The organism is Paenibacillus xanthanilyticus (assembly GCF_042682185.1).
Lineage (GTDB): Bacteria > Bacillota > Bacilli > Paenibacillales > Paenibacillaceae > Paenibacillus_Z > Paenibacillus_Z xanthanilyticus.
Map to the genome: position 1 here is coordinate 929,529 of NZ_JBHUHA010000002.1, position 19,978 is coordinate 949,506.

At 62.1% G+C, this 19,978-nt stretch carries 14 protein-coding genes; 2 read left to right on the forward strand and 12 right to left on the reverse strand.

The genetic code is table 11. The annotated features are described in order from the left end of the window. Positions 1-25: 25 nt before the first annotated feature. The 8 genes from ACFSKT_RS21165 to ACFSKT_RS21200 all read right to left on the reverse strand — a co-directional run bounded on the left by ACFSKT_RS21165 (position 26) and on the right by ACFSKT_RS21200 (position 13,510). Entirely contained in the window at positions 26-4,381 is a 4,356-nt protein-coding gene (locus tag ACFSKT_RS21165) for a cell division protein ZapA (protein ID WP_377718233.1), read from the reverse strand. A 326-nt stretch (positions 4,382-4,707) separates the two neighbouring features. Then, positions 4,708-7,149 (reverse strand): phenylalanine--tRNA ligase subunit beta, encoded by a 2,442-nt coding sequence (gene pheT, locus ACFSKT_RS21170; RefSeq protein ID WP_377718232.1) that lies wholly within the window; start codon positions 7,147-7,149, stop codon positions 4,708-4,710. Positions 7,150-7,178: 29 nt separating this feature from the next. Further along, entirely contained in the window at positions 7,179-8,210 is a 1,032-nt protein-coding gene (gene pheS, locus ACFSKT_RS21175) for a phenylalanine--tRNA ligase subunit alpha (RefSeq protein WP_377718231.1), read from the reverse strand. Positions 8,211-8,716: 506 nt separating this feature from the next. Beyond that, complete coding sequence (locus tag ACFSKT_RS21180; protein ID WP_377718230.1) at positions 8,717-9,352, reverse strand: YcnI family copper-binding membrane protein; 636 nt, start codon at positions 9,350-9,352, stop codon at positions 8,717-8,719. A 183-nt stretch (positions 9,353-9,535) separates the two neighbouring features. After that, positions 9,536-10,222 carry a response regulator gene (locus ACFSKT_RS21185; RefSeq protein ID WP_377718753.1) on the reverse strand — a complete coding sequence of 229 codons (687 nt, stop codon included), beginning with the start codon at positions 10,220-10,222 and terminating at the stop codon, positions 9,536-9,538. A gap of 128 nt (positions 10,223-10,350) precedes the next feature. Then, on the reverse strand, positions 10,351-11,214 hold the full coding sequence (locus tag ACFSKT_RS21190; protein ID WP_377718229.1) for a sensor histidine kinase: 864 nt from the start codon (positions 11,212-11,214) through the stop codon (positions 10,351-10,353). Between the two features lie 26 nt (positions 11,215-11,240). Then, positions 11,241-12,839: a copper resistance CopC/CopD family protein gene (locus ACFSKT_RS21195; protein ID WP_377718228.1), complete on the reverse strand. Its 1,599-nt coding sequence runs from the start codon at positions 12,837-12,839 to the stop codon at positions 11,241-11,243. A gap of 389 nt (positions 12,840-13,228) precedes the next feature. Beyond that, positions 13,229-13,510, reverse strand: coding sequence for a hypothetical protein (locus ACFSKT_RS21200; protein WP_377718227.1), 282 nt, complete (start codon positions 13,508-13,510; stop codon positions 13,229-13,231). 220 nt (positions 13,511-13,730) lie between these two features. On the opposite strand from ACFSKT_RS21200, the gene ACFSKT_RS21205 reads away from it, so the two are divergent. Continuing rightward, the gene (locus tag ACFSKT_RS21205; RefSeq protein ID WP_377718226.1) at positions 13,731-14,747 is read left to right on the forward strand and encodes an LLM class flavin-dependent oxidoreductase; all 1,017 of its coding nucleotides are present in this window, start codon (positions 13,731-13,733) and stop codon (positions 14,745-14,747) included. Between the two features lie 132 nt (positions 14,748-14,879). Further along, entirely contained in the window at positions 14,880-15,689 is an 810-nt protein-coding gene (locus ACFSKT_RS21210; protein WP_377776341.1) for a hypothetical protein, read from the forward strand. 180 nt (positions 15,690-15,869) lie between these two features. On the opposite strand, the gene ACFSKT_RS21215 is transcribed toward ACFSKT_RS21210, so the two are convergent. The 4 genes from ACFSKT_RS21215 to ACFSKT_RS21230 form a co-directional block, all read right to left on the reverse strand. Further along, positions 15,870-16,298: a DMT family transporter gene (locus ACFSKT_RS21215; protein ID WP_377718224.1), complete on the reverse strand. Its 429-nt coding sequence runs from the start codon at positions 16,296-16,298 to the stop codon at positions 15,870-15,872. A gap of 47 nt (positions 16,299-16,345) precedes the next feature. Continuing rightward, the gene (locus ACFSKT_RS21220; RefSeq protein ID WP_377718223.1) at positions 16,346-17,044 is read right to left on the reverse strand and encodes a Crp/Fnr family transcriptional regulator; all 699 of its coding nucleotides are present in this window, start codon (positions 17,042-17,044) and stop codon (positions 16,346-16,348) included. 310 nt (positions 17,045-17,354) lie between these two features. Then, positions 17,355-17,747 carry a gamma-glutamylcyclotransferase family protein gene (locus tag ACFSKT_RS21225; protein ID WP_377718222.1) on the reverse strand — a complete coding sequence of 131 codons (393 nt, stop codon included), beginning with the start codon at positions 17,745-17,747 and terminating at the stop codon, positions 17,355-17,357. Positions 17,748-17,772: 25 nt separating this feature from the next. Continuing rightward, positions 17,773-19,869, reverse strand: coding sequence for a putative bifunctional diguanylate cyclase/phosphodiesterase (locus ACFSKT_RS21230; RefSeq protein ID WP_377718221.1), 2,097 nt, complete (start codon positions 19,867-19,869; stop codon positions 17,773-17,775). Positions 19,870-19,978 lie beyond the last annotated feature (109 nt).

The following is a 19,978-nucleotide window of genomic DNA, read 5'->3' on the forward strand; positions in this document are numbered from 1 at the left end:
CGAATTCTGCCCCAATAACCGCTGCTTAACTTTCTTCGATCAGTTCGATCCATTCGTTGTATTCGGTCTGAAGCTTCGAATATTCGATCTTCAGCTTATTGTGCTCGACCTGCAGCCGCTCGAACGCCGCTTGATCGGAATTCCGCTGCAGCTCTTCCATCTCGGATTGCAGCGCGTATACTTGGCGCGTCAGCTCGCGGATTCGCTCTTCCGCTTCGTCCCGCGCGAGCGCAAGCTGATCCGCTAGCGACGACTCGGCTTCCGCGTGCGCGGCCGCTTGACGCCGTGCCAGCTCCAGCTCTTCGCCCGCCGCCCGGCGCTCCCGCTCCAGCTCGGCCGCGCGGTGCAGCGCGCCGGCCAGACTGGCTTCCGCTTCGGCGATTCGCGCTGCCGTCTGTGCGCGCAGCGCCTCCAGCTCCTGCTGATTGCCGCGCTGCTCCAGCAGCCGCTGCTCGGCCGCGCCGAGCTTCGCTCTCAGCTCGCGCTCCCGTGCCTTGAGCGTCTCCTGCTCCTGGCGAAGCCGCTCCCGGACATCGGTCAGCTCGCGGACCTGCACCTCCAGCTGCTGGGCCTGGCGTTGGGCGGCCGCCGCTTGCTCGTTCTGCTTGCGCAGCTGCTCGTCCTGCCGTCCCGCGGTCTGGCTGCGCTGAGCTTCCTTCTGCTTCAATTCGTCCAACTGGCCGCGCAGCTCCGCCGCGGCTTCGGACGCCTCCAGCAGCTGGAATTCCAGCTCGTCGATGCGTGCCCGCATCGAAGCCTCCGCTTCGGACAATCGCGCGCGGCTCTCGCCTTCCGCCGCCTGCGCGGCCGAGACGGCGGCTTCCCGTTCGCCGCGGACACGTTCAAGCTCGGCCTCCAGCGCCTCGACCTGCTCGCGCCATTCTTCGTTCGCCGTCCGGCTGCGGGCGAGCTCGGCCTGCTTCGCTTCGTCCAGCGAGCGAATGCGCGCTTCGTATTCGGCACGCAGCGCTTCGGCTTGCTCCAGCTGCTCCAGCACCGCTTCGTCGAGCAGCGCTTGCGCGCCCTCGCGCTCCTGCGCCAGCATACGTTCCGAGCTCTCACGCTCGCGAGCAAGCTCGCCTTGCGCCGCTTGCCGCGCTTCTTCGGCTTGCGCCTGCAGGGCACGGCGCTCTTCCTCCGCTTGGCGCACAAGAGCTGCCTTCGCCGCTTCCAGCTCCTCCGCCGCGGCTTGACGGGCCGCGGCAAGCTCCGCCTGCGCCTGAGCGCGAACGGCGGCAAGCTCGGCCTCTGCCGATCGCTTGGCCTCTTCCAGCTTCAGCAGGACCGCGTCATGAGCGGCTTCCGCTTCGGCAGTCGCTTGCCGCTCCGCCTCAAGCATCGCCTCATGCTTGCGCTTCTCCTGCTCGATGCCGCTCGCGAACGCTTCGCGAACCTGCTCCAGCTGCTGCCGCGCTTGCGCTTGCGCTTCCTCCAGCGCGGTCTCGTTGGCCGCTCTTAGCCGGTTGATCTCCTCGATCGCGGCGGCCGCCGCTTCTGTATGAAGCTCCCGTTCGATCTCCAGGTCCAGCTGAAGCTCTTCGCGGACGCGATCCAGCTCTGCGGCCGCCTCCAGGGCGGCGCGATCCAGCTGCGCCTTCGCCGCCTCGCGCTCTCCTTCCAGACCGAGACGCGCGGACTCGCGGGCGAGCTCTAGCTGGGCGCGCGCTTCATCGCGTACGCGGCGAAGCTCCTCCCGAAGCTCTTCCTGCGCCTGATCGTGCTGAGCTTGAAGCTGAGCCAGCCGTGCTTCTTTCTCGGCTTCCGATTCTTCAAGCTCCAGCTGCGCCATCGCGAGGCGCTCGTCGAAATCGCGCCTAACCGCCTCGAGCTGTTCGGCCGCCGCGGCCGCCGCCTGCGCGAACTCCGCTTGCGCCTCTTCCTCGCGGGAGACGTGCTGCGCAAGCGCCTGCGCCAACGCTTCGCGCGCGCTCTCCTGCTCGGCCGACAGCGCCGCTTGCGCGGCGGATAGCTCGCGCTCGAGTTCGGCGATCGTGTCCGACGAGGACGTCCGCTCCTCCCCAAGTTCGATCTGCAGCCGCTCCAGCTTGGCCGCCGCAGCCGACTCCGCCTCTTCGAAAGCGGCGAGCAGCTGGTCCAGCTCAGCCTGCGCCTGCGCAAGCCGCGTCTGTGCGTCGGCCTTCTCATTGGCCAGCTGGTTGCGCAGCGATTCTGATTCGGCTGCGTGCGATGCCTTGGCTTGGGCAAGCTCCTCGCGAAGCTGCTCGATCACCGCCTGCAGCCGATTCGTTTCGCTCGCGTGCAAGTCGCTTGCTTGCGCCTGCTCGGTCCGAATGAGGGCAATTGCCGCCTCAAGCTCGCCGGTTTGACCGGCATGCGCCGCCTTGGCAGCCGCCAGCTCTTCCTGCAGCAGTTCGATCTCCGTGTGGAGTTCGCTCGTTACCCTCGCGTGGGCGTCGCTCGACTTCGCGAGTTGGTCGCGCAGCCGCTCGATCTCCGTCTGCATGTCGACGGTTTGGCCGGCATGCGATTCTCGGGAAGCCGCCAACTCCTCGCGCAGCAGCTCGATTTCGGTCTGCAGCTCGCTTGCGTGGCTCGTATGCGCGCTAGCCTCGGTCGCCCGCTCTTCCTCTAGTCGGTTGATCCGAGCTTGCAGCTCGTCGGCTCGGCTCGCATGTGCCCGTTGCTTCTCCGCCAGTTCCTCCTGCAGCAGCTCGATCTCCGCTTGCAGTTCTCCGGCACGGCTCGCATGCGCTTCCCTTTCCTTCGCCAGCTCCTCCTGGAATCGTTCGCGCTCCGCTTCAAGCTCGCTTGTACGACCGGTATAGGCGTCCTTCGCGGTAGCCAGCTCTTCTTGCAGCAGCTCGATCTCCGCTTGGAGTTCGCCGGCTTGGCTCACGTGCGCATCCTTCGCCTGCGCCAATTCGCTGCGCAGCTGCCCGAGCTCCGCCTGCAGCTCCTCCGTTCGGCCGGCATGCGCGCCCTTCGCCGATGCGAGCTCCTCTTGCAGCAGCTCGATCTCCGTTTGCAGCTCGCCGGCTTGGCTCACGTGCGCTTGCTCGGCCTGCGCCAGCTGCGCTTGAAGCGCCTCAAGCCGGCGCTTCGACTCGTCGAGCTGCGCCTCTTGCCCGCTCTGCAGTTCGCGTGCCTGCTCGAGCTCCAGCCGCAGCGCATGCTGGGCCCGCAGCAGCTCATCCGCTGCGGCCGCCGCCTCGGCATGGGAAGCTTGCGCGTGCGCGAGCTCGGCCTGCAGCTCGGCGCGGACGCGGGCCAGCTCGGCCTCTGCTCCCGCTTCCGCCTCGATCTGAGCGGCAAGGGCCTGCTCCAGCTGAGCCTCCAGCTCGGCGCGCAGCTTGGCCACGGCTTCGTCCGCCGCTTGCTCCGCCGCGATGACGGCGATTTGCGCCTGCTCCAGCCGCTCCTGCATCGTCTGCCGCAAGTCCGCCAGCTCCGCCGCTGCTGCCGCCTCCGCGGTCTCCTTCGCCGCGATCGCCTCCTCGAGCTCGCGAGTCTTGCGGGCCAGCACGCTGGCGGCCGCTTCCCGCTCATGCTCAAGCTCCGCGGCTGCGCGCGTCTGCGCCTCCATATGCCCGGCTTTCAGACCGTCCAGCTCGGCGTTCAGCTCCGACCGCGTCTGCGCCAGGGCTTCCGCGGCTTTCTCCTCCGCTTCCGCGTAGATCAGCATCGCCTGCTCCAGCTCGGCGTTCAGCCTGGCGGTCTCTTCCGCGCCCGACTCCCGTTCGCGGGCCAGCTCCTCCTGCAGGCGCGTCAGCTGCGCCGCCGCTTCCCGGGCCGACTCGGCATGCGATTCGGCCGCGAGTCGCAGCTCCTCGGCCAGCGAGGCGCGAATCCGCTCCAGCTCGGCCGCGGCTGCTTCCGCCGCCTGCTCATAATGCTCGCGCTGCAGCTCCAGCTCCAAGCCCAGCTCCTCGCGCATCTCCGAGATGACCGATTGATGCCGGCGCTCGGCTGTCGCGAGCTCCGTCTCCTTCGCTTCCTTCAGCGCGGCAAGCTCCTTCTCCTTCTCTTGTCGGAGCTGCGCCAGCTCTTCGGCGGCTTCCGCAAAGGCTTTCTCCAGCTCCTGAATCGCAGCCGCTTTCGTCTGCTCAAGCTCCCCTTGCAGCGCTTCCCGCTCGGCGCGAGCGCCTTCGAGCTCCTGCGCCAACGTCTGGCAGCGGATTTCCGTTTCGTGCAGCTGTTCGTTCTCCCGGCCTAACCGGAATACGTCTTCCGCCATATGTACGGCAGCAAGCAGCGCGAGTTTGGGAATATCCAGACGCGGATATCCTTTCGCCAGCTTGTGCATGTTTTCGTCGACGAGCGCAGCCACCCTCCGAATATACTCGGGGTTCGTGTGACCCATTAATTTGAACTGATGACCATATATATCAACCGTTATGCTTTTACGTCCGGCAGCATCCATGAAGGCGGTTCCTCCTCGGGAAATAAATCCTTGTGACTTAACTTCGGGCTTCTATCGTTCCTGTACTTCCAATCGGCTTCTTGCAAGCTTCTAAGCTATCAACGCATTCGTTTCAAACAGCATAACCGATGGGCTCTTGGCGAATCAAGCCGAGGGCGGGACCGCCAGATGCCTTCCATCCGTCATGCCCGAAAAACTGGCTGCCGGCGCGCGCCGATGCCGAGCGGTTGCTTCCATGGAAGCGCATCCGCGTTCCGTAGAACAAAAAAACCGCATCGAATCGGTTCGCAATGAACTAATTCGATGCGGCTTCTTGCATCTCCTGCCTATTTACGCAATTCCGCGCCAAAAGATTGTTCCAGCTTCGACACGACGGAAGCGTGCAGCTCCGTGACTTCTTCATCCGTCAGCGTACGCTCCGCATGACGGTAGACGAGTGACAGCGCCACGCTCTTCTTGCTTGCTCCGAGCCGCTCGCCGGTGTAGACGTCGAACACGTTGATCGACTCGAGCAGCGCGCCGGCTTGTTCCGCAGCAGCCGCGCTCAGCGCGCCGGCTTCCACGCCGCGGTCGACCACGAGCGCGATATCCCGCTGCATCGCCGGGTAGCGCGGCAGCGCTTTGTACACGATGCCGAAATCCGCCTGCTCGTACAGCAGCGTAAGCTCAAGCTCCACGACGTAAGTATCGCCCAGATCGTTCGCGAGCTGCACCGAAGGGTGAAGCTGGCCGACGTAGCCGATCACGAGCGGACCGCGCTCGGTGTCCAGCTTGACCGCAGCCGTGCGGCCCGGATGGAAGTGCTCCGGCTTCGCCGCTTCGTACGACAGCGACCCGGATACGCCGAGGGTCTCGGCAATCGCTTCGACAATGCCCTTGGCATCGTAGAAATCAGCCGGCTGCGCTTTGCGGTTCCACTTCGCGCCGATGCGGTTGCCCGTGATGAGCGCCGCCAGACGGTGCTTCTCCTGCGGCAGGCGCGTCAGCTCGGTCTCGTCCGTGTGGAAGACGCTGCCGATTTCGAAAATCGCCACGTCGTCGTTCTTCCGGTTCCGGTTATACGTCGCCGTCTCGAGAAGCTGCGGCAGCAGCGATGTGCGCAGCACGCTGCGGTCTTCGCTCATCGGCAGCGCCAGACGAACCGGCACGGCGTTGCTTGTCAGATCCGGGAAGAGCGCCGTCCGTTCCGGATGCGTGAACGAGTAGCTGATGACCTCGTGCAATCCCGCGTTCGTCAGCCGCTTGCGCAGCTCGCGGCGGATCGCCTGCGCCTTGGTCAGCGCGCCCGGCGAAGTCGCGCCTTCGATTGGCGTCGTCGGGATGTTGTCATACCCGTACAGGCGCGCCACTTCTTCGATTAAATCCACATCGCGGGTAATATCGCCGCGGCGTGACGGAACATGGACGGTGAACACATGATCGGAGGATACTTCGTAACGGAACTGGAGACGGCCGAAAATCGTCTCGATCTCCAAACTGGACAGCTCCGTGCCGAGGTAGCCGTTGATCTTCGCGATCGATACGGCGATGACGGCTTCTTCGACTGCCGCCGGCTCGGATTGCACGATTCCGTCCAGCACCAGGCCGTTCGCGACTTCAGCCATCAGCGCGGCCGCGCGGTCGAGCGCCGGAATCACTCGCGCTGGGTCTACGCCCTTCTCGAAGCGCGCGCTCGATTCGGAGCGAAGACCGAGCTGACGGCTCGTCTTGCGAACGGTCGAACCGTCGAAGCGCGCTGATTCCAGGAGGATATTCACCGTCGCGTCCGTCACCTCGGAATTCGCGCCGCCCATCACGCCTGCCAGCGCGATCGGATTCGTGCCGTCCGTAATGACGAGCATATGCGGCTCCAGCTTGCGCTCTTGTCCGTCCAGCGTCACCAGCGTCTCGCCTTCGCGTGCCAGTCGAACCAGGATGCGGCCGCCCTCGACCTTGTCGGCGTCGAACGCATGCAGCGGCTGCCCGTATTCCAGCATGACGTAGTTCGTCACGTCGACGACGTTGTTGATCGGACGCACGCCGGCCGCCATGAGACGGTTCTGCATCCATTGCGGGGAAGGACCGATATGAACGCCTTTAATATAACGCGCGGCATAATGCGTGCATTGCTCTTTCGCTTCCACTTCGACTTTCACGTAATCCGACGCTACCTCGGCCGCATCCTTCAGCCCGGCCTGCGGCAGCGTGACCGGACGGCCTGTCAGCGCGGCAACCTCATAGGCCGCGCCCAGCATGCTGAGGCAGTCCGAACGGTTCGGCGTAAGGTCAAGCTCAAGCACCTCGTCCGCGATCGCGAGCACGTCGAGAATCGATGCGCCGACCGGCGTGCCTTCCGGCAGGACGAGAATTCCCTCCTGCTGTTCCTTCGGCAGCAGCTTGTCGTTCAGTCCCAGCTCCTTGGCGGAGCAAATCATCCCTTGCGATTCGACGCCGCGCAGCTTGGCGCGCTTGATGGCGAAGTCGCCCGGCAGCTTCGCGCCGATCGTCGCGACCGGCACGAGTTGGCCGGCGGCCACGTTCTTCGCGCCGCACACGATCTGCAGCAATTCACCCTGCCCGACGTTCACTTTGCAGACGGACAATTTATCCGCATCCGGATGTTTCTCGCGCTCGACCACGTGGCCGACCACGACGCCGGTAACGCCCTTGTCGCGATTTTCGACGATGTCGATTTCGATCCCGCCGCTGGTCATCAGTTCGGCGAGCTGCTCGCCGTTGTATCCGCTCAAATCGATATATTCGCTCAACCATTTATATGAAACGTTCACTGTCGTACCCTCCTATTACAAACTTGTCGTTACATGCGAACGAACTGGCTCAGGAAGCGCAGATCGTTGGTATAGAAGTGGCGGATATCGTCGATGCCGTATTTCAGCAGCGCGATCCGCTCCACGCCCATGCCGAACGCAAAACCGCTCACTTCGTTCGGATCGTATCCGCCCATCTCCAGGACGCGCGGGTGCACCATGCCGCAGCCGAGAATCTCGAGCCAGCCGGTATGCTTGCACATCCGGCATCCGTCGCCGCCGCACTGCGAACAAGTGACGTCGACCTCCGCGCTCGGTTCCGTGAACGGGAAGAAGCTCGGACGAAGGCGAATTTGCGCCTGTTTGCCGAACATGAGCTGCACGAACTGGAGCAGCGTGCCCTTCAGGTCGCTCATCCGAATGTTCGGTCCGATCACGAGGCCTTCGATCTGGTTGAACTGGAACGAATGCGTCGCGTCGTCGTCGTCGCGGCGGTATACTTTGCCCGGGCAAATGACTTTGATCGGCTTGCCCTGCGCCGCCTTCATCGTACGGACTTGAACCGGAGACGTCTGCGTGCGCATCAGAATTTCGTCCGTAACGTAGAACGAGTCCTGCATGTCGCGAGCCGGATGATCCTTCGGCAGATTCAGCGCTTCGAAGTTGTAATAATCGGTCTCGACTTCCGGACCTTCCGCGACGGTATAGCCGAGGCCGACGAAAATATCCTCGATCTCCTGCACCACTTTGTTCAGCGGATGAATCGCGCCCGCTTCCGGTTTCTTGCCCGGCAGCGTCACGTCGATCGTCTCGGCCGCGAGACGCATCTCGGTCTCCGCCGCGACGAAGGCCGCCTGCTTCTCTTCAATGACGGATTCGATCGCCGCGCGCACGTCGTTGCCGACTTGGCCGATGATAGGGCGCTCCTCGGCGCTCAGCGAGCCCATGCCGCGCAAAATCTCCGTGAGCGCGCCTTTCTTGCCCAAATACTTGACGCGCAGATCATTCAACAGCTGCGGGCTGTCGACGGTCGCAAGCTCCGCCAACGCCTCCGAACGCAATGCTTCTAAACGTTCTTTCATTCCTTTCGCCTCCATACGCAAAATAAAAGATCCTTCCTCCCCGCTGACGCAGGGACGAAAGGATCGTGGTACCACCCATATTCGAACGTCGACGCGCCGCCGGACAAGCGCATATAGCGCGTTGGCGGGGACGAAGCCGTTCCTCATGCTCCGGATATCGGCCGGAGAGCCGGGTCCGCCTACTAGCGCAAGCAGCCCGTAAAGACCGCGTGCCCGTTCAGAAACCTGCTCGGAAGGGAATTTCGGCAGCCACGTTCCCGTAAAGACGCTCTCAATCTTCGGCGTCTTCTCCCTGTGCGGCGGTACTGCGTACTTATCTTCCTCATCGCGTTAAAGTATGTGTCGATTATATATAAAATGTCGACCCCTACGCAAGCGTCCGCGCGAAAATCCGCGAAATCGGCTTCTCCTTGCGCTGGACAACAAAGAGAGGCCCTGCGCCGGCATCGTTCTGACGCCGACGGGACCTCTCTTGCGCTGCGCGATTCGCGTTCGCGCCGAACCGATTATTTCTTGCCCGCGAATGAACGGACAGCCGCAATCGCCGCGAGCACGACCGCCACGATCGAAAGGATAAGCGGCAGCTTGGACTCGCCGTTCGTTGCTTCTTCGGCAGCCGCATCGGCCGATGCGGCCGCGCCGTGATGGCCGTCGCCCTCGGCCGCACCCGGGGCCACCGTCGTCACCGATGCCGGATAATCCGCATCCGCCGCGCCGATCCATTCGACGACCGAGTTGTCGCTATACGTTTGGTACGCCTTCCAGATCAGCTCCGTGGCGTCCTCGGCCACCTTGCCGCTCACGCGGAACTCTGCGAATTCCGTTTGCTTCAGCCCTTCGCCTTCCGACGTCCAGGTCACCTTCGTAATGCCGCCTTCCGCATTCTGTTCGATCGCGTAGGTCCAACCGGCTTTCGGCTCGACCCGGGACACTTTCACCGCGTCCGGCACGGTCAGCCGCACGCTCTTGGTCGTCACGTTCTCCGATTCGCTTGGCACCCGTACCGTGAATACCTCGTAGCTGCCCTGCGTCGCCGCCTTCGGCCATACCGTCACGTGCGCGCTCGCCATGCCGGCGAACAGCACCACGGACAACATCGCCGCCATCGCGATGACCGTCATCTTCTTCATAGCGTTCATCATGATTCCCCCTATGCTTATTAGCTCGATGAACCGAGTATAGCGCAGCGGCTCTGCAGGGGCATGACTCGATAGGGCTAGCCATTTGTGTCTGAATTGTGAACAAAAAAGAAGCTCAAACCCGCCTTCCGGCCGATTCGAGCCCCTTCCCATCACCCGCATATTCCGCAATCCGAATGCCTCGGCTTAGCGGTCGCCTACCAATCCCTGCTCGTACGCGTAGCGCGTCAGCTGAACCCGGTTGTCCAGATGCAGCTTTTGCAAAATGTTCTTCAAGTGATTCTTCACCGTATGCTCGGACAAGCCCAGCGTGGCGGCGATCTGCTTGTTCGAATCGCCCGAGGCGACGCGCGCCAAGATATCGCCTTCCCGCTGCGTCAGCGGCGTTCGGCCATGATCGCCGATGCCCGTCTCCGCGCGGTCGGACAACTGCGGCTTCCCTTGCCGGGAGGCGGGGGTTGCGGACTCGATGCGCCCCGCATCGCCGGAGCCCGAAGCGGCGGCGCCGCTAAATTCCTGCAGCAGGCGCCGCGCCAGCTCCTTCGACATCGGCGCATCGTCGACGACGATGCCCCGCAAATATTCCAGCCAAGAGGAAGGAGACAGATTCTTCCGCAAGTAACCTTGCGCTCCCCGCTTGATCGCCTCGAATAGATGCGTAATATCGTCGGACACCGTCACCATAACGATCTTGATTGTCGGATCGATCGCCTTGATATGCTGGGTGGCCGTCATGCCGTTCATGACCGGCATGTTGATGTCCATCAGCATCAGCTCCGGCGCAAGCTCGGCGGCCATCATGACGGCCTGCTCGCCGTGCGCCGCCTCCCCGACGATATCGAAGAGCGGGTCGGCGGCGAGGATTTCCCGCATGCCTTCCCGTCCATGGGGATGATCGTCGACGATCACGACTCGAACCCGGTTCGGCGGCTGCGGGCTTCCTTCTCCCGATTGCTCGACTTGCGCTTGTTCTCTTGGCTGCTCCCGATGCTTCCTCATGCTCAAGCGCCCTCCTTCGAAGATAGTTCGACACGCAGACCGCCCCCGCGTTGTTCGCGCGCGTCAGGCCCGCCGGCTCTGCCGATGTCAAGCTGCCAGTCCATTTCCTTGGCCCGGTCCAGCATCATGCGGATGCCGTAACGGCCTTTCGCCATCAGCTCATCCGGATCGGCGCCCGTTCCGTCATCCTCGACTGTGCAGCGGAATCCTCCGCCCTCCTCCGGCTCCGTACGCACCAGCATCCGGGTCGCCCCCGCATGCTTCTGCACGTTCAGCATCGCTTCGCGGATGATGGCAATGAGTTCGACCTTCTGCTTGTTCGTCAGCCCCAGCTCCGACAATCGCCAGTCCATCTCCACCCGCAGGCCATCCGAACGCTCCATCTCCTCGGCGAGCAGCACGACCGGCTGCATCCACTCCGTATCCGCGAGCGACGGCTCGCTGCGCAGATTCGCGATCGACTGTCTGACGTCTTCGAACACGCGTCTGACGGTGCCGCGCAGCTGGACGGCCGTCTGGGCGGCCGCGCCACCCTCCGTCTCCCGCTCCAGCCGGTCAAGCTTGACGGCCAGCAAGAAAAGCGACTGCGAGATGCCGTCGTGAAGCTCGCGCGCCAGCTGCTCGCGCTCGACGAGCGCGGCTTTCACCGCCCGCTCCCGCTGCAGCGACTCGTGCGCCTCCTCCAGCATGCGCATGAGCCCGCGCACGAGCGTAAGCGTCACGACCAGCACGATGACCGGCGCGAGCAAGTTGCCCAGATCCATCGAGATATAGGGAAGCAGGAACGCGTGCCGCACATATTCCCAGAGCGCGATCGTCGCTGTCGGGATCCAGAGGATCAGCCATTTGATCCGCTTATAGCGCATCGCCGACGCTCCTTCCCGCGACCCGTTTAATAGTTGCGGAATTCATAACGTTCCACGATTTCATCGTCGTTCTGGGTGATGACCCGCATCTCCGCCTGCCATTTGCCCGCGAATGGCAGGAACGGTCCTTCGGCCTTCAACGATTCGCCGACGAAGCCGGTGAATTGGCTGGTCTCCTCGTCCTCGAACGGCGCAAGCGGCACATCGATGGCGCCAAGCTCCGGACGATCGAGCGAGATCATGCGCAGTTTGACCGACTTCGCCGAACCGACGTTCTCCGGCAGCCACACGCGCAGGGAGAACGTATTGTCGACTCCCGGCTTGTTTGGCGAGATGCGCAAGGTGAGATGCTGCTCCTCGCCCATTTTATGATACAGAATCGGCTCGTTCGCCGGCAGCGGCGTAATGTAGGTGAAGATGCCGACAACCGCGATAATGAGCGCCATTAAGCCTAAATCCACCCGCAGCAGCGCGATCGGCGGCAGCTGTCCCTTCCGCACCCGGAAGCGGAGCAGCGCGCCGACGACGAGCACGAGCACGACGACGGCGGTCTTGGCGATGAGCATTTTGCCCCACGGCGTATAGAGCAGATAATCCAGCGACGGCAGGAAGAATAACGTCATCGCCACGCCGCTGACCGTCATGACCGCGATCGATAGGAGCGCCATCCGCGAGAACTGTTCCGCGAAACGCCCCGCCTCCTTGCGATCGAACTTCCACACGGCGAATAGCAGGACAAGCCCGCCCGCCCAGAGCGCGGAGCCTGCCAGATGGATGAAATCCAGCAAGATCGTCACGAATTTCGGCGAGTAGACGGCCGCGTGGCCGCTCCAGCTCTCCACGCCCAGGATGAGCACGGCCCATACAGCGCGAGCCGCCGCGCCAAGCTTCAGCACGGGGAACAGGGCAACCGCCAGCACGATGAGCAGCAGCCATGCGCGTCCGACCGAGGTTTGGCCGAACAGCTTCGCGTAATCGCTCGCCGGATAGCCCTTCATCATCTCCGTCGCTTGTACGAATACGAAGAGCAGGACGATCACGAGCAAGCTGCGCGCGACGGGCAGTTCCCATTTGCGGCGAACGCGGCCCAACGGCTGGTTCTCCTGTCTCGCGACGGCCGACCACAGTAGAAGACCGGAGGCAAGCAGAAGCGCGGCATAATAAGCGATACGGATGGCGTACAAAATGAAATCCCTGCCGCCCAGCTGGTTGGACATCACGTGTCCTTCGTGGCCCAGCTCGGTATGGACGTTGAAATTCGACGCATCGACGGCTTCCGGCGGATTCCCGACAATGAAGACGTACGATCCGCTTACCGGATGACCGTCCGCCGAAATAACGTTGTAGGAAACGGTGTACACGCCTTCCGCAAGCGCGGGGAGCGCGAGTGACAAGGTACGCCCGTCCTCGCTTGTCTTCGGCTCGGACGAGCCTATCGTTTTGGACCGATTATCCAGCACCTTGAGCGAACCGACCTTGGATTCGATCGCCTCGTTGAAGACGAGCTCGATCATCTCCGGTCCCTCCGCCGTTCGCTCGCCCGCGGCCGGCGTCATCTTCTCGATGACCGCGTGGGCGGATGCCAGGCTCGGCAGCAGCAGCAGCGACGCCGCCATCGCCAACATAAGAAGAAGCCGCGCCGCATGGCGGAGGCTAATTAATCGCTGCATTGCATAAGTCGATGTTTGATTTGCAGGAGTTAACAATGAAGCCGCACGTCCTTTCTCATTTACACTACAAGTCTTAGTGTACTAACCGAATCACTTTCATGCCAGTGCACAAAATCCGAACTTTCGGGCCATGCCTTGGCCTCGCCGCGCGACCGCCCCTTAGATCCCAGGCAACATCAGCCAAAAATTATCAGTTCCCTCCTTAATTGGTTATCGTCCAACTATCGCCATTGTAACCTAGATAGTTTCATAAATTAAACATGAAACTACGCGGCGGAAAGACGAAACGCAAAAAGCGCCCGCGCAGCTGCGAGCGCCTGATCCGCGAGAACCCTGCCCGCGAATTAGTCAATATATCCGGCTAACCCTTTGTCCATCAAATAATCCATTTCCGCCTCGAGAATGCTCTCGACCGCCAGCTCGCTCAGCCGAACATCCTTGCGGGTCATGACGTAATCGACGATATCGTCGATATCGACATCGACCTCGCCCTTGCGTCCCGCTTGCGCCCGTTCCATGAACGCCGCCGCATGCCGCAGCACGAGTCCGATGCTCTTCTCGTCCGCATTCGTTTTGCCCGCGATGTACCGTACCAGCTCTTGCTCGTTAACCTGTTGACCGCCCATCTTCCATGTCCACTCCTCGATTGTCAAACTTCCCACATTGTAGCATAATTCGCGTCGGTCATGCCCATTTTGAAAGACATGCCGGACTTCAGCGCCTATGATTAAGTATAAATTGTATACTTACTTACAAATACGTCGGTACTTGCTTTTATTTCAATAAAAGATCATAATGACGGGGGATGCTCTATTCATGAATCCTTGTCAGGAGGCTATTCCAACCATGCGCAAAACCATTGAGAACGTAACGCTTTCCATATTAGACCTTGCTCCGGTCACGGCCGGAAGTACGCCTTCGGTATCATTCCGAAATTCCCTCGACCTGGCCCGCAACGCGGAGCGGCTCGGCTATCACCGCTATTGGCTCGCCGAACACCATAACATGCCCGGCATCGCAAGCTCGGCGACCTCCGTCGCCATTGGCTATATTGCCGCAGGCACGACGAAGATCCGCGTCGGCTCCGGCGGCATCATGCTGCCTAACCATGCCCCGCTCATGATCGCCGAGCAGTTCGGCACGCTGGAATCGATGTACCCCGGCCGGATCGATCTTGGACTGGGCCGTGCGCCGGGCTCCGACCAGCCTGCCGCCCGCGCCATTCGCCGCGGACTCGGGAGCGGCGGCCATGATTTTCCGGAGCTGCTGGGCGAACTTCGCGCGTATTTGGATCCGAATGCGCACCAGGACTACCGTCCGGCCGGAGTCCGCGCTTTCCCCGGCGAAGGACTCGATATCCCCATCTGGCTGCTAGGCTCGAGCGACTTTAGCGCGCGGCTTGCCGCCGAGCTCGGTCTGCCGTTCGCGTTCGCAAGCCACTTCGCCCCGGACTATCTGCTGCCGGCGCTCGAGCTGTACCGCAGCGGCTTCAAACCCTCGAGCCAGCTGGAGAAGCCGTACGCCATGGTCGGGGTGAACATCGTCATGGCCGAGACCGACGAGGAAGCGCGTTACTTGGCCACGAGTCACGAGCAGCAATTCCTCAATATCATTCGCGGGCGTACCGGGATGCTCCAGCCGCCGGTCGCGGATATGGACGCGCTCTGGACGCCGCAGGAGAAAGCGATCGTCCGCCGGCAGCTGAACTATACGATCGCGGGCGGCCGAGATACCGTACGCGCGCGTCTGCAAGAGATCGTGGACGAAACGCAGGCCGATGAGCTCATCGTCGCGTCGACCGTGTATGATCATGCCGCCAGAGTGCGATCTTACGAGCTGTTGAAGGAAGCGGTGAGCGGGTAACTCCGTCTGCGGGCTACCCCGCTTCCGAGCCTGAGGTCCAGGTTCAAAACCCGTCCCCGGCCGATTCCCCGCTCCTTCGCGTCTTTGTAACATAGAGGAAGTGATGTTAATGGGAAACGGAGGCGTATGGAAATGCCAGAAACGATGATGCGCGACGCGATCGCGCTCCTCATCGCGACGATGACCTTGTTCGCCAGCTATGGAGCCGGGGCGATTGCGTTAGCCGACAGCACCGGCCGCATGCGGCGCACCGCCGGGATGACACTGCTGCTGCTTGTTATCACCGCGCTGCTGATCGGCGGCGAGGCCGCAGCGCTCGCGCGCGGCGCGGCCGTGACGGCGTTCGCCCAGTGGGCCATCTTCGGCGCATTGATCGCCGTACCGGCCATGGCTGCCATATCGGCTGCCGGGCGCATGGCGAAGTTCGCGGCAAAGCTGGCGCCGGCAGCGTCGTCGCGGCCAAGCCGGACGCTCCGCAAAGCCGCATCGGATAAGAAGATGGTGCTGCCGATCCACGCGCTGAACCTCGGGGCTTTCGTCTATGCGGCCGTAACGGTATTTCCGTCGGTGCGCGAGACTCCGATGCAGCTGTCCCTATTCGCCGGGGCGGCCCTAATGCTGGCCGTTCTGCTGGCGGTGAGGCAGCATGTGAAGCATAAACGCATCCATCGCCTTGACGGCACCGCCGCCGTTTACCGGGTGAAACGATTGATGCTGCTTGGCACGACCGCGGTGCTGCTCCCCGTCTGCCTCATCCATGCGGCCGCGCCCGGGAGGACGACCGTACCCGGCGCGAGCCCCGCGATTATTGAAGCGGATGCGGATGATCCCGTGACAGAGGATGGTCGGCCTGCTGTGACGCCGGAAGCCAAGACGATGGGGTGGTTCCCCGCGGGCACCGACGAGACCGGCGAAGTTCCGGTCTCGTCGATCGTCCGATAGCCCATCCGCTTCGTACGCCCGACACCAGCTGGGCACGCCGAACAGGCCGCAGCGCTCGACTAACGAGCGCTGCGGCCTGTTCGGGCATAGAGGCGTCCATTTCGTCTCCCGCCGGCGATCTTGGGTCGACTCTATCGCCGCTGCCGATTTTCGTACCAACGCTTGCCCGTGAGACGGAATCTATTTCCACTTCATGACCAAGATACCGGCGATCATGATCGCGATACCTGCCGCTTTATTCCAGGTGAAAGGCACCGCTCGCGTCCCGAACCAGCCGAAGCTGTCGATTAACAGAGCGAAGATCAGCTGCGCGATCATGAGCAGCGCCACCGAATACGAGGGCCCGAGTGTCCCCATGCCTTTCATGACCGCGAATACGATCCCAACGCCCATCACTCCGCCGAGCCAGTAGGCTTTGCTTGCTTGCATCAGCCCCCCCGCGCTGCCATCGCGCATGATGGCTAAGATGAGCAGCGAAACCGCAAATCCCGAGCCGTGCACGAACGCGTTCGTCAACCAAAACCCCGCCTTCTCGCTGAGCCGCGTATTGACGACGCCCTGCATCGCCACGATCAGACCCGCCACGATCGAATACAGTATCCCAGTCATTACTAGCCAGAACCCCTTCCGACAGCCGCCACGCCAGCTCTGCCCGACTACGCGTATGAATGGCCGCCGGCCAGCGCGCGCAGCTTCTCTTCGTCCAAAATGACGAGACGCCCTCTTCGGCGCGCCAGCACCCCTTCGCCGATGAAACGGGCGATGACCCGGTTGAGATGGCGATAGCTCGTCCCCAGCATCTCGGCCGTCTCCGTCAGCGTCGTGGTACGGATTTCGTCCGCGGCTCCTTGCCGGTCCCGAAGCTCGTGCAGGGTGAGCAGATAGCTCGCAAATCGGTTCTCTACCGGATAAAGCACGTTCATTGCCGTCGCATTGCCGAACGTGTGCAGCTTGTAGCTTAAATTTTCGATCATGAACCAAAGAAAAGCCGGACGATGCGCCTGCAGCTCCATAATGACCTCGCGGCTGACAAACAGCAGGACGCACTCGCCCACGGCCTCCACATTGTTCTTAACCGGAAATTGCCCCGTCCACTCCACGTCGCCGATTAGCGACGGCGCCTTGCCGAAACGAAGCAGCATCGACTTGCCGGACGGCAGCAGCGTATAAATCTTCAGCTTGCCGGATACGAGCACGTACAGTCCGTCCGTCTGCTCGCCCATCTTGCACACGAATTCGCCGTCGTCGTATACGCGAAGCTCTATCCGCTCCGCCGCCTCCGGACCGAACGCCTCGCCAAGACCATGGCCTTCGATCAGCGCGCGAATCTCTTGCGCGTCGTTCCGCTTTTTCAACTTTCGCCGCTCCCTTCATGCCATAGCTGTGTTTCGACTGACATCGAAAGTTTACGTCATTTTCCGCCGATGCCAAAGGACATATGTCCTATTATACCTGCATGAAGGAGGTTAATTGACGTCACGGCTGCGATTCGAAAAACACGGCCCTGGATGGCGCCAGCGTCTTCACGCACACGGCAAAGGCAAGCAGCAGCGAGAGACCGGCAAACGCGAGGCATGCTAGCTGCAGCGATAGAAGATCAGCCAGCGTACACGAAATCCGCACAAAAAAAACGGGAGCCGCATGTAGCCCCCGTTCTCTTGCTTTCTATCTGCGCTTCTCGTCGAAATAACGCGCCCAATCCTCGCCGTCCACGGCCGGCTTGCCCCGGTCGTCCGGCCAGACATACACCCAGCCGCACTTCGCCGGGTCATCGGCATCCGCGGTCCAGACGCGATCGTAATCGTTCGGCTCTTCCAATCCAGCGAAGTCTTCCAGCTCATCCAGCATGGGCAAGAACTTAAGCTCCACGTCGATCCAAAGACCGCGCGCCTTGCTGCCCTTCTCCGCCGCGGCCGCATCGCGGACCAACGCGGGATACGGCCCGACGTCGACCAGCCGCCCGGCGACGCGGCCCGGTGTCATAGCCAGCATACGTCCGGCCAATAACCCGTGGTTGCTCAGCCCCGGCAGCAGCGAGCCATAGATGAATAATGTCACGCGCAGGCCTGCCACCTCCGATTGTTTAAGCCGTTTGCAAATACCGCTTATACCAATGCTCGAATAAATTCGCCGGGATTGGCTTCGTGAAGTAATATCCTTGCGCCTCTTCGCAGTTCCGCTCGCGCAGGAAGCGAAGCTGATCGTCGTTCTCGACGCCTTCCGCGGTAACCTTCAGCTTCAAATGGCGGGCCATGGACGTAATCGTCGTGACGATTGCGGCGTCGCTGCTTCCTTCCGTCAGGTCGGTAACGAACGAGCGGTCGATCTTCAGCTTGTCGACCGGGAACCGCTTCAAGTAACCGAGCGAGCTGTATCCCGTTCCGAAATCGTCAATGCTGATCTGCACGCCGAGCGCCTTCAAATTCGACAGCGTATCGATCGCGAACTCCACGTCGCTCGTCATGCTCTCCGTAATCTCCAGCTCCAAATATTCCGGCGGCATGCCGGTCTGCTCCAGAATGCTCTTGATCCGGTCGGCCAGCTTATGCTGCCGGAATTGTCTCATCGACAGGTTGACCGACATCCGCATCGGCGGCATGCCCGCATCCTGCCACGCCTTGTTCTGTCTGCAAGCCGCCTTGAGCACCCATTCGCCGAGCGGCAGGATCAGCCCGTTCTCCTCGGTAAGCGGGATGAACTCCCCCGGCGGGAGCAGTCCGCGCTGCGGATGCTGCCAGCGGACGAGCGCCTCTACGCCGACGATCCGTCCCGTGCTCAAATTGACCAGCGGCTGATAGGCGAGCGTGAATTGCTCGTTCTCCAGCGCCTTGCGCAGATCGCTCTCCAGCCGGAGCTTATCCCGGGTCGTCTGGTTCATCTCGGAATGATAGCTTTGGAATTCGTTGCGGTGCACCTTCGCCGTGTACATCGCCGTGTCGGCATTCTTGATCAGCACGTCGACGCTCTCTCCGTCCTGCGGGAAAAACGAAATGCCGATGCTGATCGTGATGTGATATTCCGCGTCGTCGAGCAGAATCGGCCGGTCGAACATGCCCATCAGCCGCTGCGCGTAAGTTTCGGCCGCCTCGGTCGTCGCTAGTCCGGGCAGCACGACCGCGAATTCGTCTCCGCCCATCCGGTAGATCCGGTCTTGACCGTCCATCGCCGTCCGCAGTCTCTCCGAGACCGCTTGGATCATGGAGTCCCCGAACGTATGGCCCAGCGCGTCGTTGATCGTCTTGAACCGGTCGATATCCAGCAGCAGCAGCCCCAGGACGCGGTTGTCGTTCTTGGCCTGAATCATCTCGGCCTGCAGCTGTTCCTTCAGCATGCGCCTTGTCGCAAGCCCGGTCAGTTCGTCGCGGTCGATATCCGCCTTGCACGATTGGTGCATCTGCGCCTCCGCTTCCGCTGCCGTGGCGATCATGCCCCGGATCAGCGAAGCGAAACCGAGCAGCCGTAATCCATGTCCTGCCAGCAACGCGTAGGTCTCGGCGCCGCCGCTGACCACGAGAAGCGAATTCGCAAGCGCAAACAACGCAACCGCTTGTATCGCGGATGAGGCGAGCGTCGGCATGGAGGTACGGTAACGGAAGAACACCAGCGCCGCCGTGAGCGCGTATGCCACCAGAATCACGCCCTCCGTCGCGGCGCCAACCGCCCGTATGCCGTTCCCCTGCGCCAGACCAACGCTGCTTGCCCACGCGTAAATCCCCCCGGCCGCGACGGCGCTGGCCGTGGCTGCGCCGATTATGACAAGCCGCGATTGCCCACGCTCCGCTTCACGATGGCCTTTGCCGAATAGAACGAGCAGTCCGATCGCGCCGGCGAGCTCGGCGCAGCCCGCATAGACGAGCGGCAGCGAGACCGCGCCTTCCGCCGAAGCCAGCGGCATGCCCTTCGAGGTCATGGCATGCATCAGGCTCAGCACGCCAACCGCGCCGTACAAGGAAGCCAGCGAGCGCTGCCAACGCGTCAGGGCACCCGGACGGGACAGGCAGCCGAGCGTGAAGATCGTGAAGCAGGAAGCAAAGGTTAGAAATTCCCCCATCGCGTGCATAAAGGCGAAATCCCGCTTATAAATATGCAAATTCATTCCAAATTCAAACATGCCGGGAACAGCCGCCGCCGCGATGAGGCAGACCGCCGCTCCCCATGTCCATATGTCCGCCCGTTTCATAAATGGTCGATTCCCTCCAGAAGGATTGCTCCATTGCGTTCGCCTCTCCTATATCGGAAAGGACTTTCATCCTGCGTCCATTATCCTTCATTGCCACTATTCGACAGAC

Excerpts from the sequence above, each read along its gene's own strand:
- ACFSKT_RS21185 (WP_377718753.1), bottom strand. The coding sequence starts at position 10,222 with ATGCGGGAAATCCTCGCCGCCGACCCGCTCTTCGATATCGTCGGGGAG.
- ACFSKT_RS21190 (WP_377718229.1), bottom strand. The coding sequence starts at position 11,214 with ATGCGCTATAAGCGGATCAAATGGCTGATCCTCTGGATCCCGACAGCG.
- ACFSKT_RS21205 (WP_377718226.1), top strand. The coding sequence starts at position 13,731 with ATGCGCAAAACCATTGAGAACGTAACGCTTTCCATATTAGACCTTGCT.
- ACFSKT_RS21195 (WP_377718228.1), bottom strand. The coding sequence starts at position 12,839 with ATGTTGGCGATGGCGGCGTCGCTGCTGCTGCTGCCGAGCCTGGCATCC.
- ACFSKT_RS21200 (WP_377718227.1), bottom strand. The coding sequence starts at position 13,510 with ATGGGCGGTCAACAGGTTAACGAGCAAGAGCTGGTACGGTACATCGCG.
- ACFSKT_RS21210 (WP_377776341.1), top strand. The coding sequence starts at position 14,880 with ATGCCAGAAACGATGATGCGCGACGCGATCGCGCTCCTCATCGCGACG.
- ACFSKT_RS21230 (WP_377718221.1), bottom strand. The coding sequence starts at position 19,869 with ATGAAACGGGCGGACATATGGACATGGGGAGCGGCGGTCTGCCTCATC.
- ACFSKT_RS21180 (WP_377718230.1), bottom strand. The coding sequence starts at position 9,352 with ATGATGAACGCTATGAAGAAGATGACGGTCATCGCGATGGCGGCGATG.
- ACFSKT_RS21215 (WP_377718224.1), bottom strand. The coding sequence starts at position 16,298 with ATGACTGGGATACTGTATTCGATCGTGGCGGGTCTGATCGTGGCGATG.
- ACFSKT_RS21165 (WP_377718233.1), bottom strand. The coding sequence starts at position 4,381 with ATGGATGCTGCCGGACGTAAAAGCATAACGGTTGATATATATGGTCAT.
- pheS (WP_377718231.1), bottom strand. The coding sequence starts at position 8,210 with ATGAAAGAACGTTTAGAAGCATTGCGTTCGGAGGCGTTGGCGGAGCTT.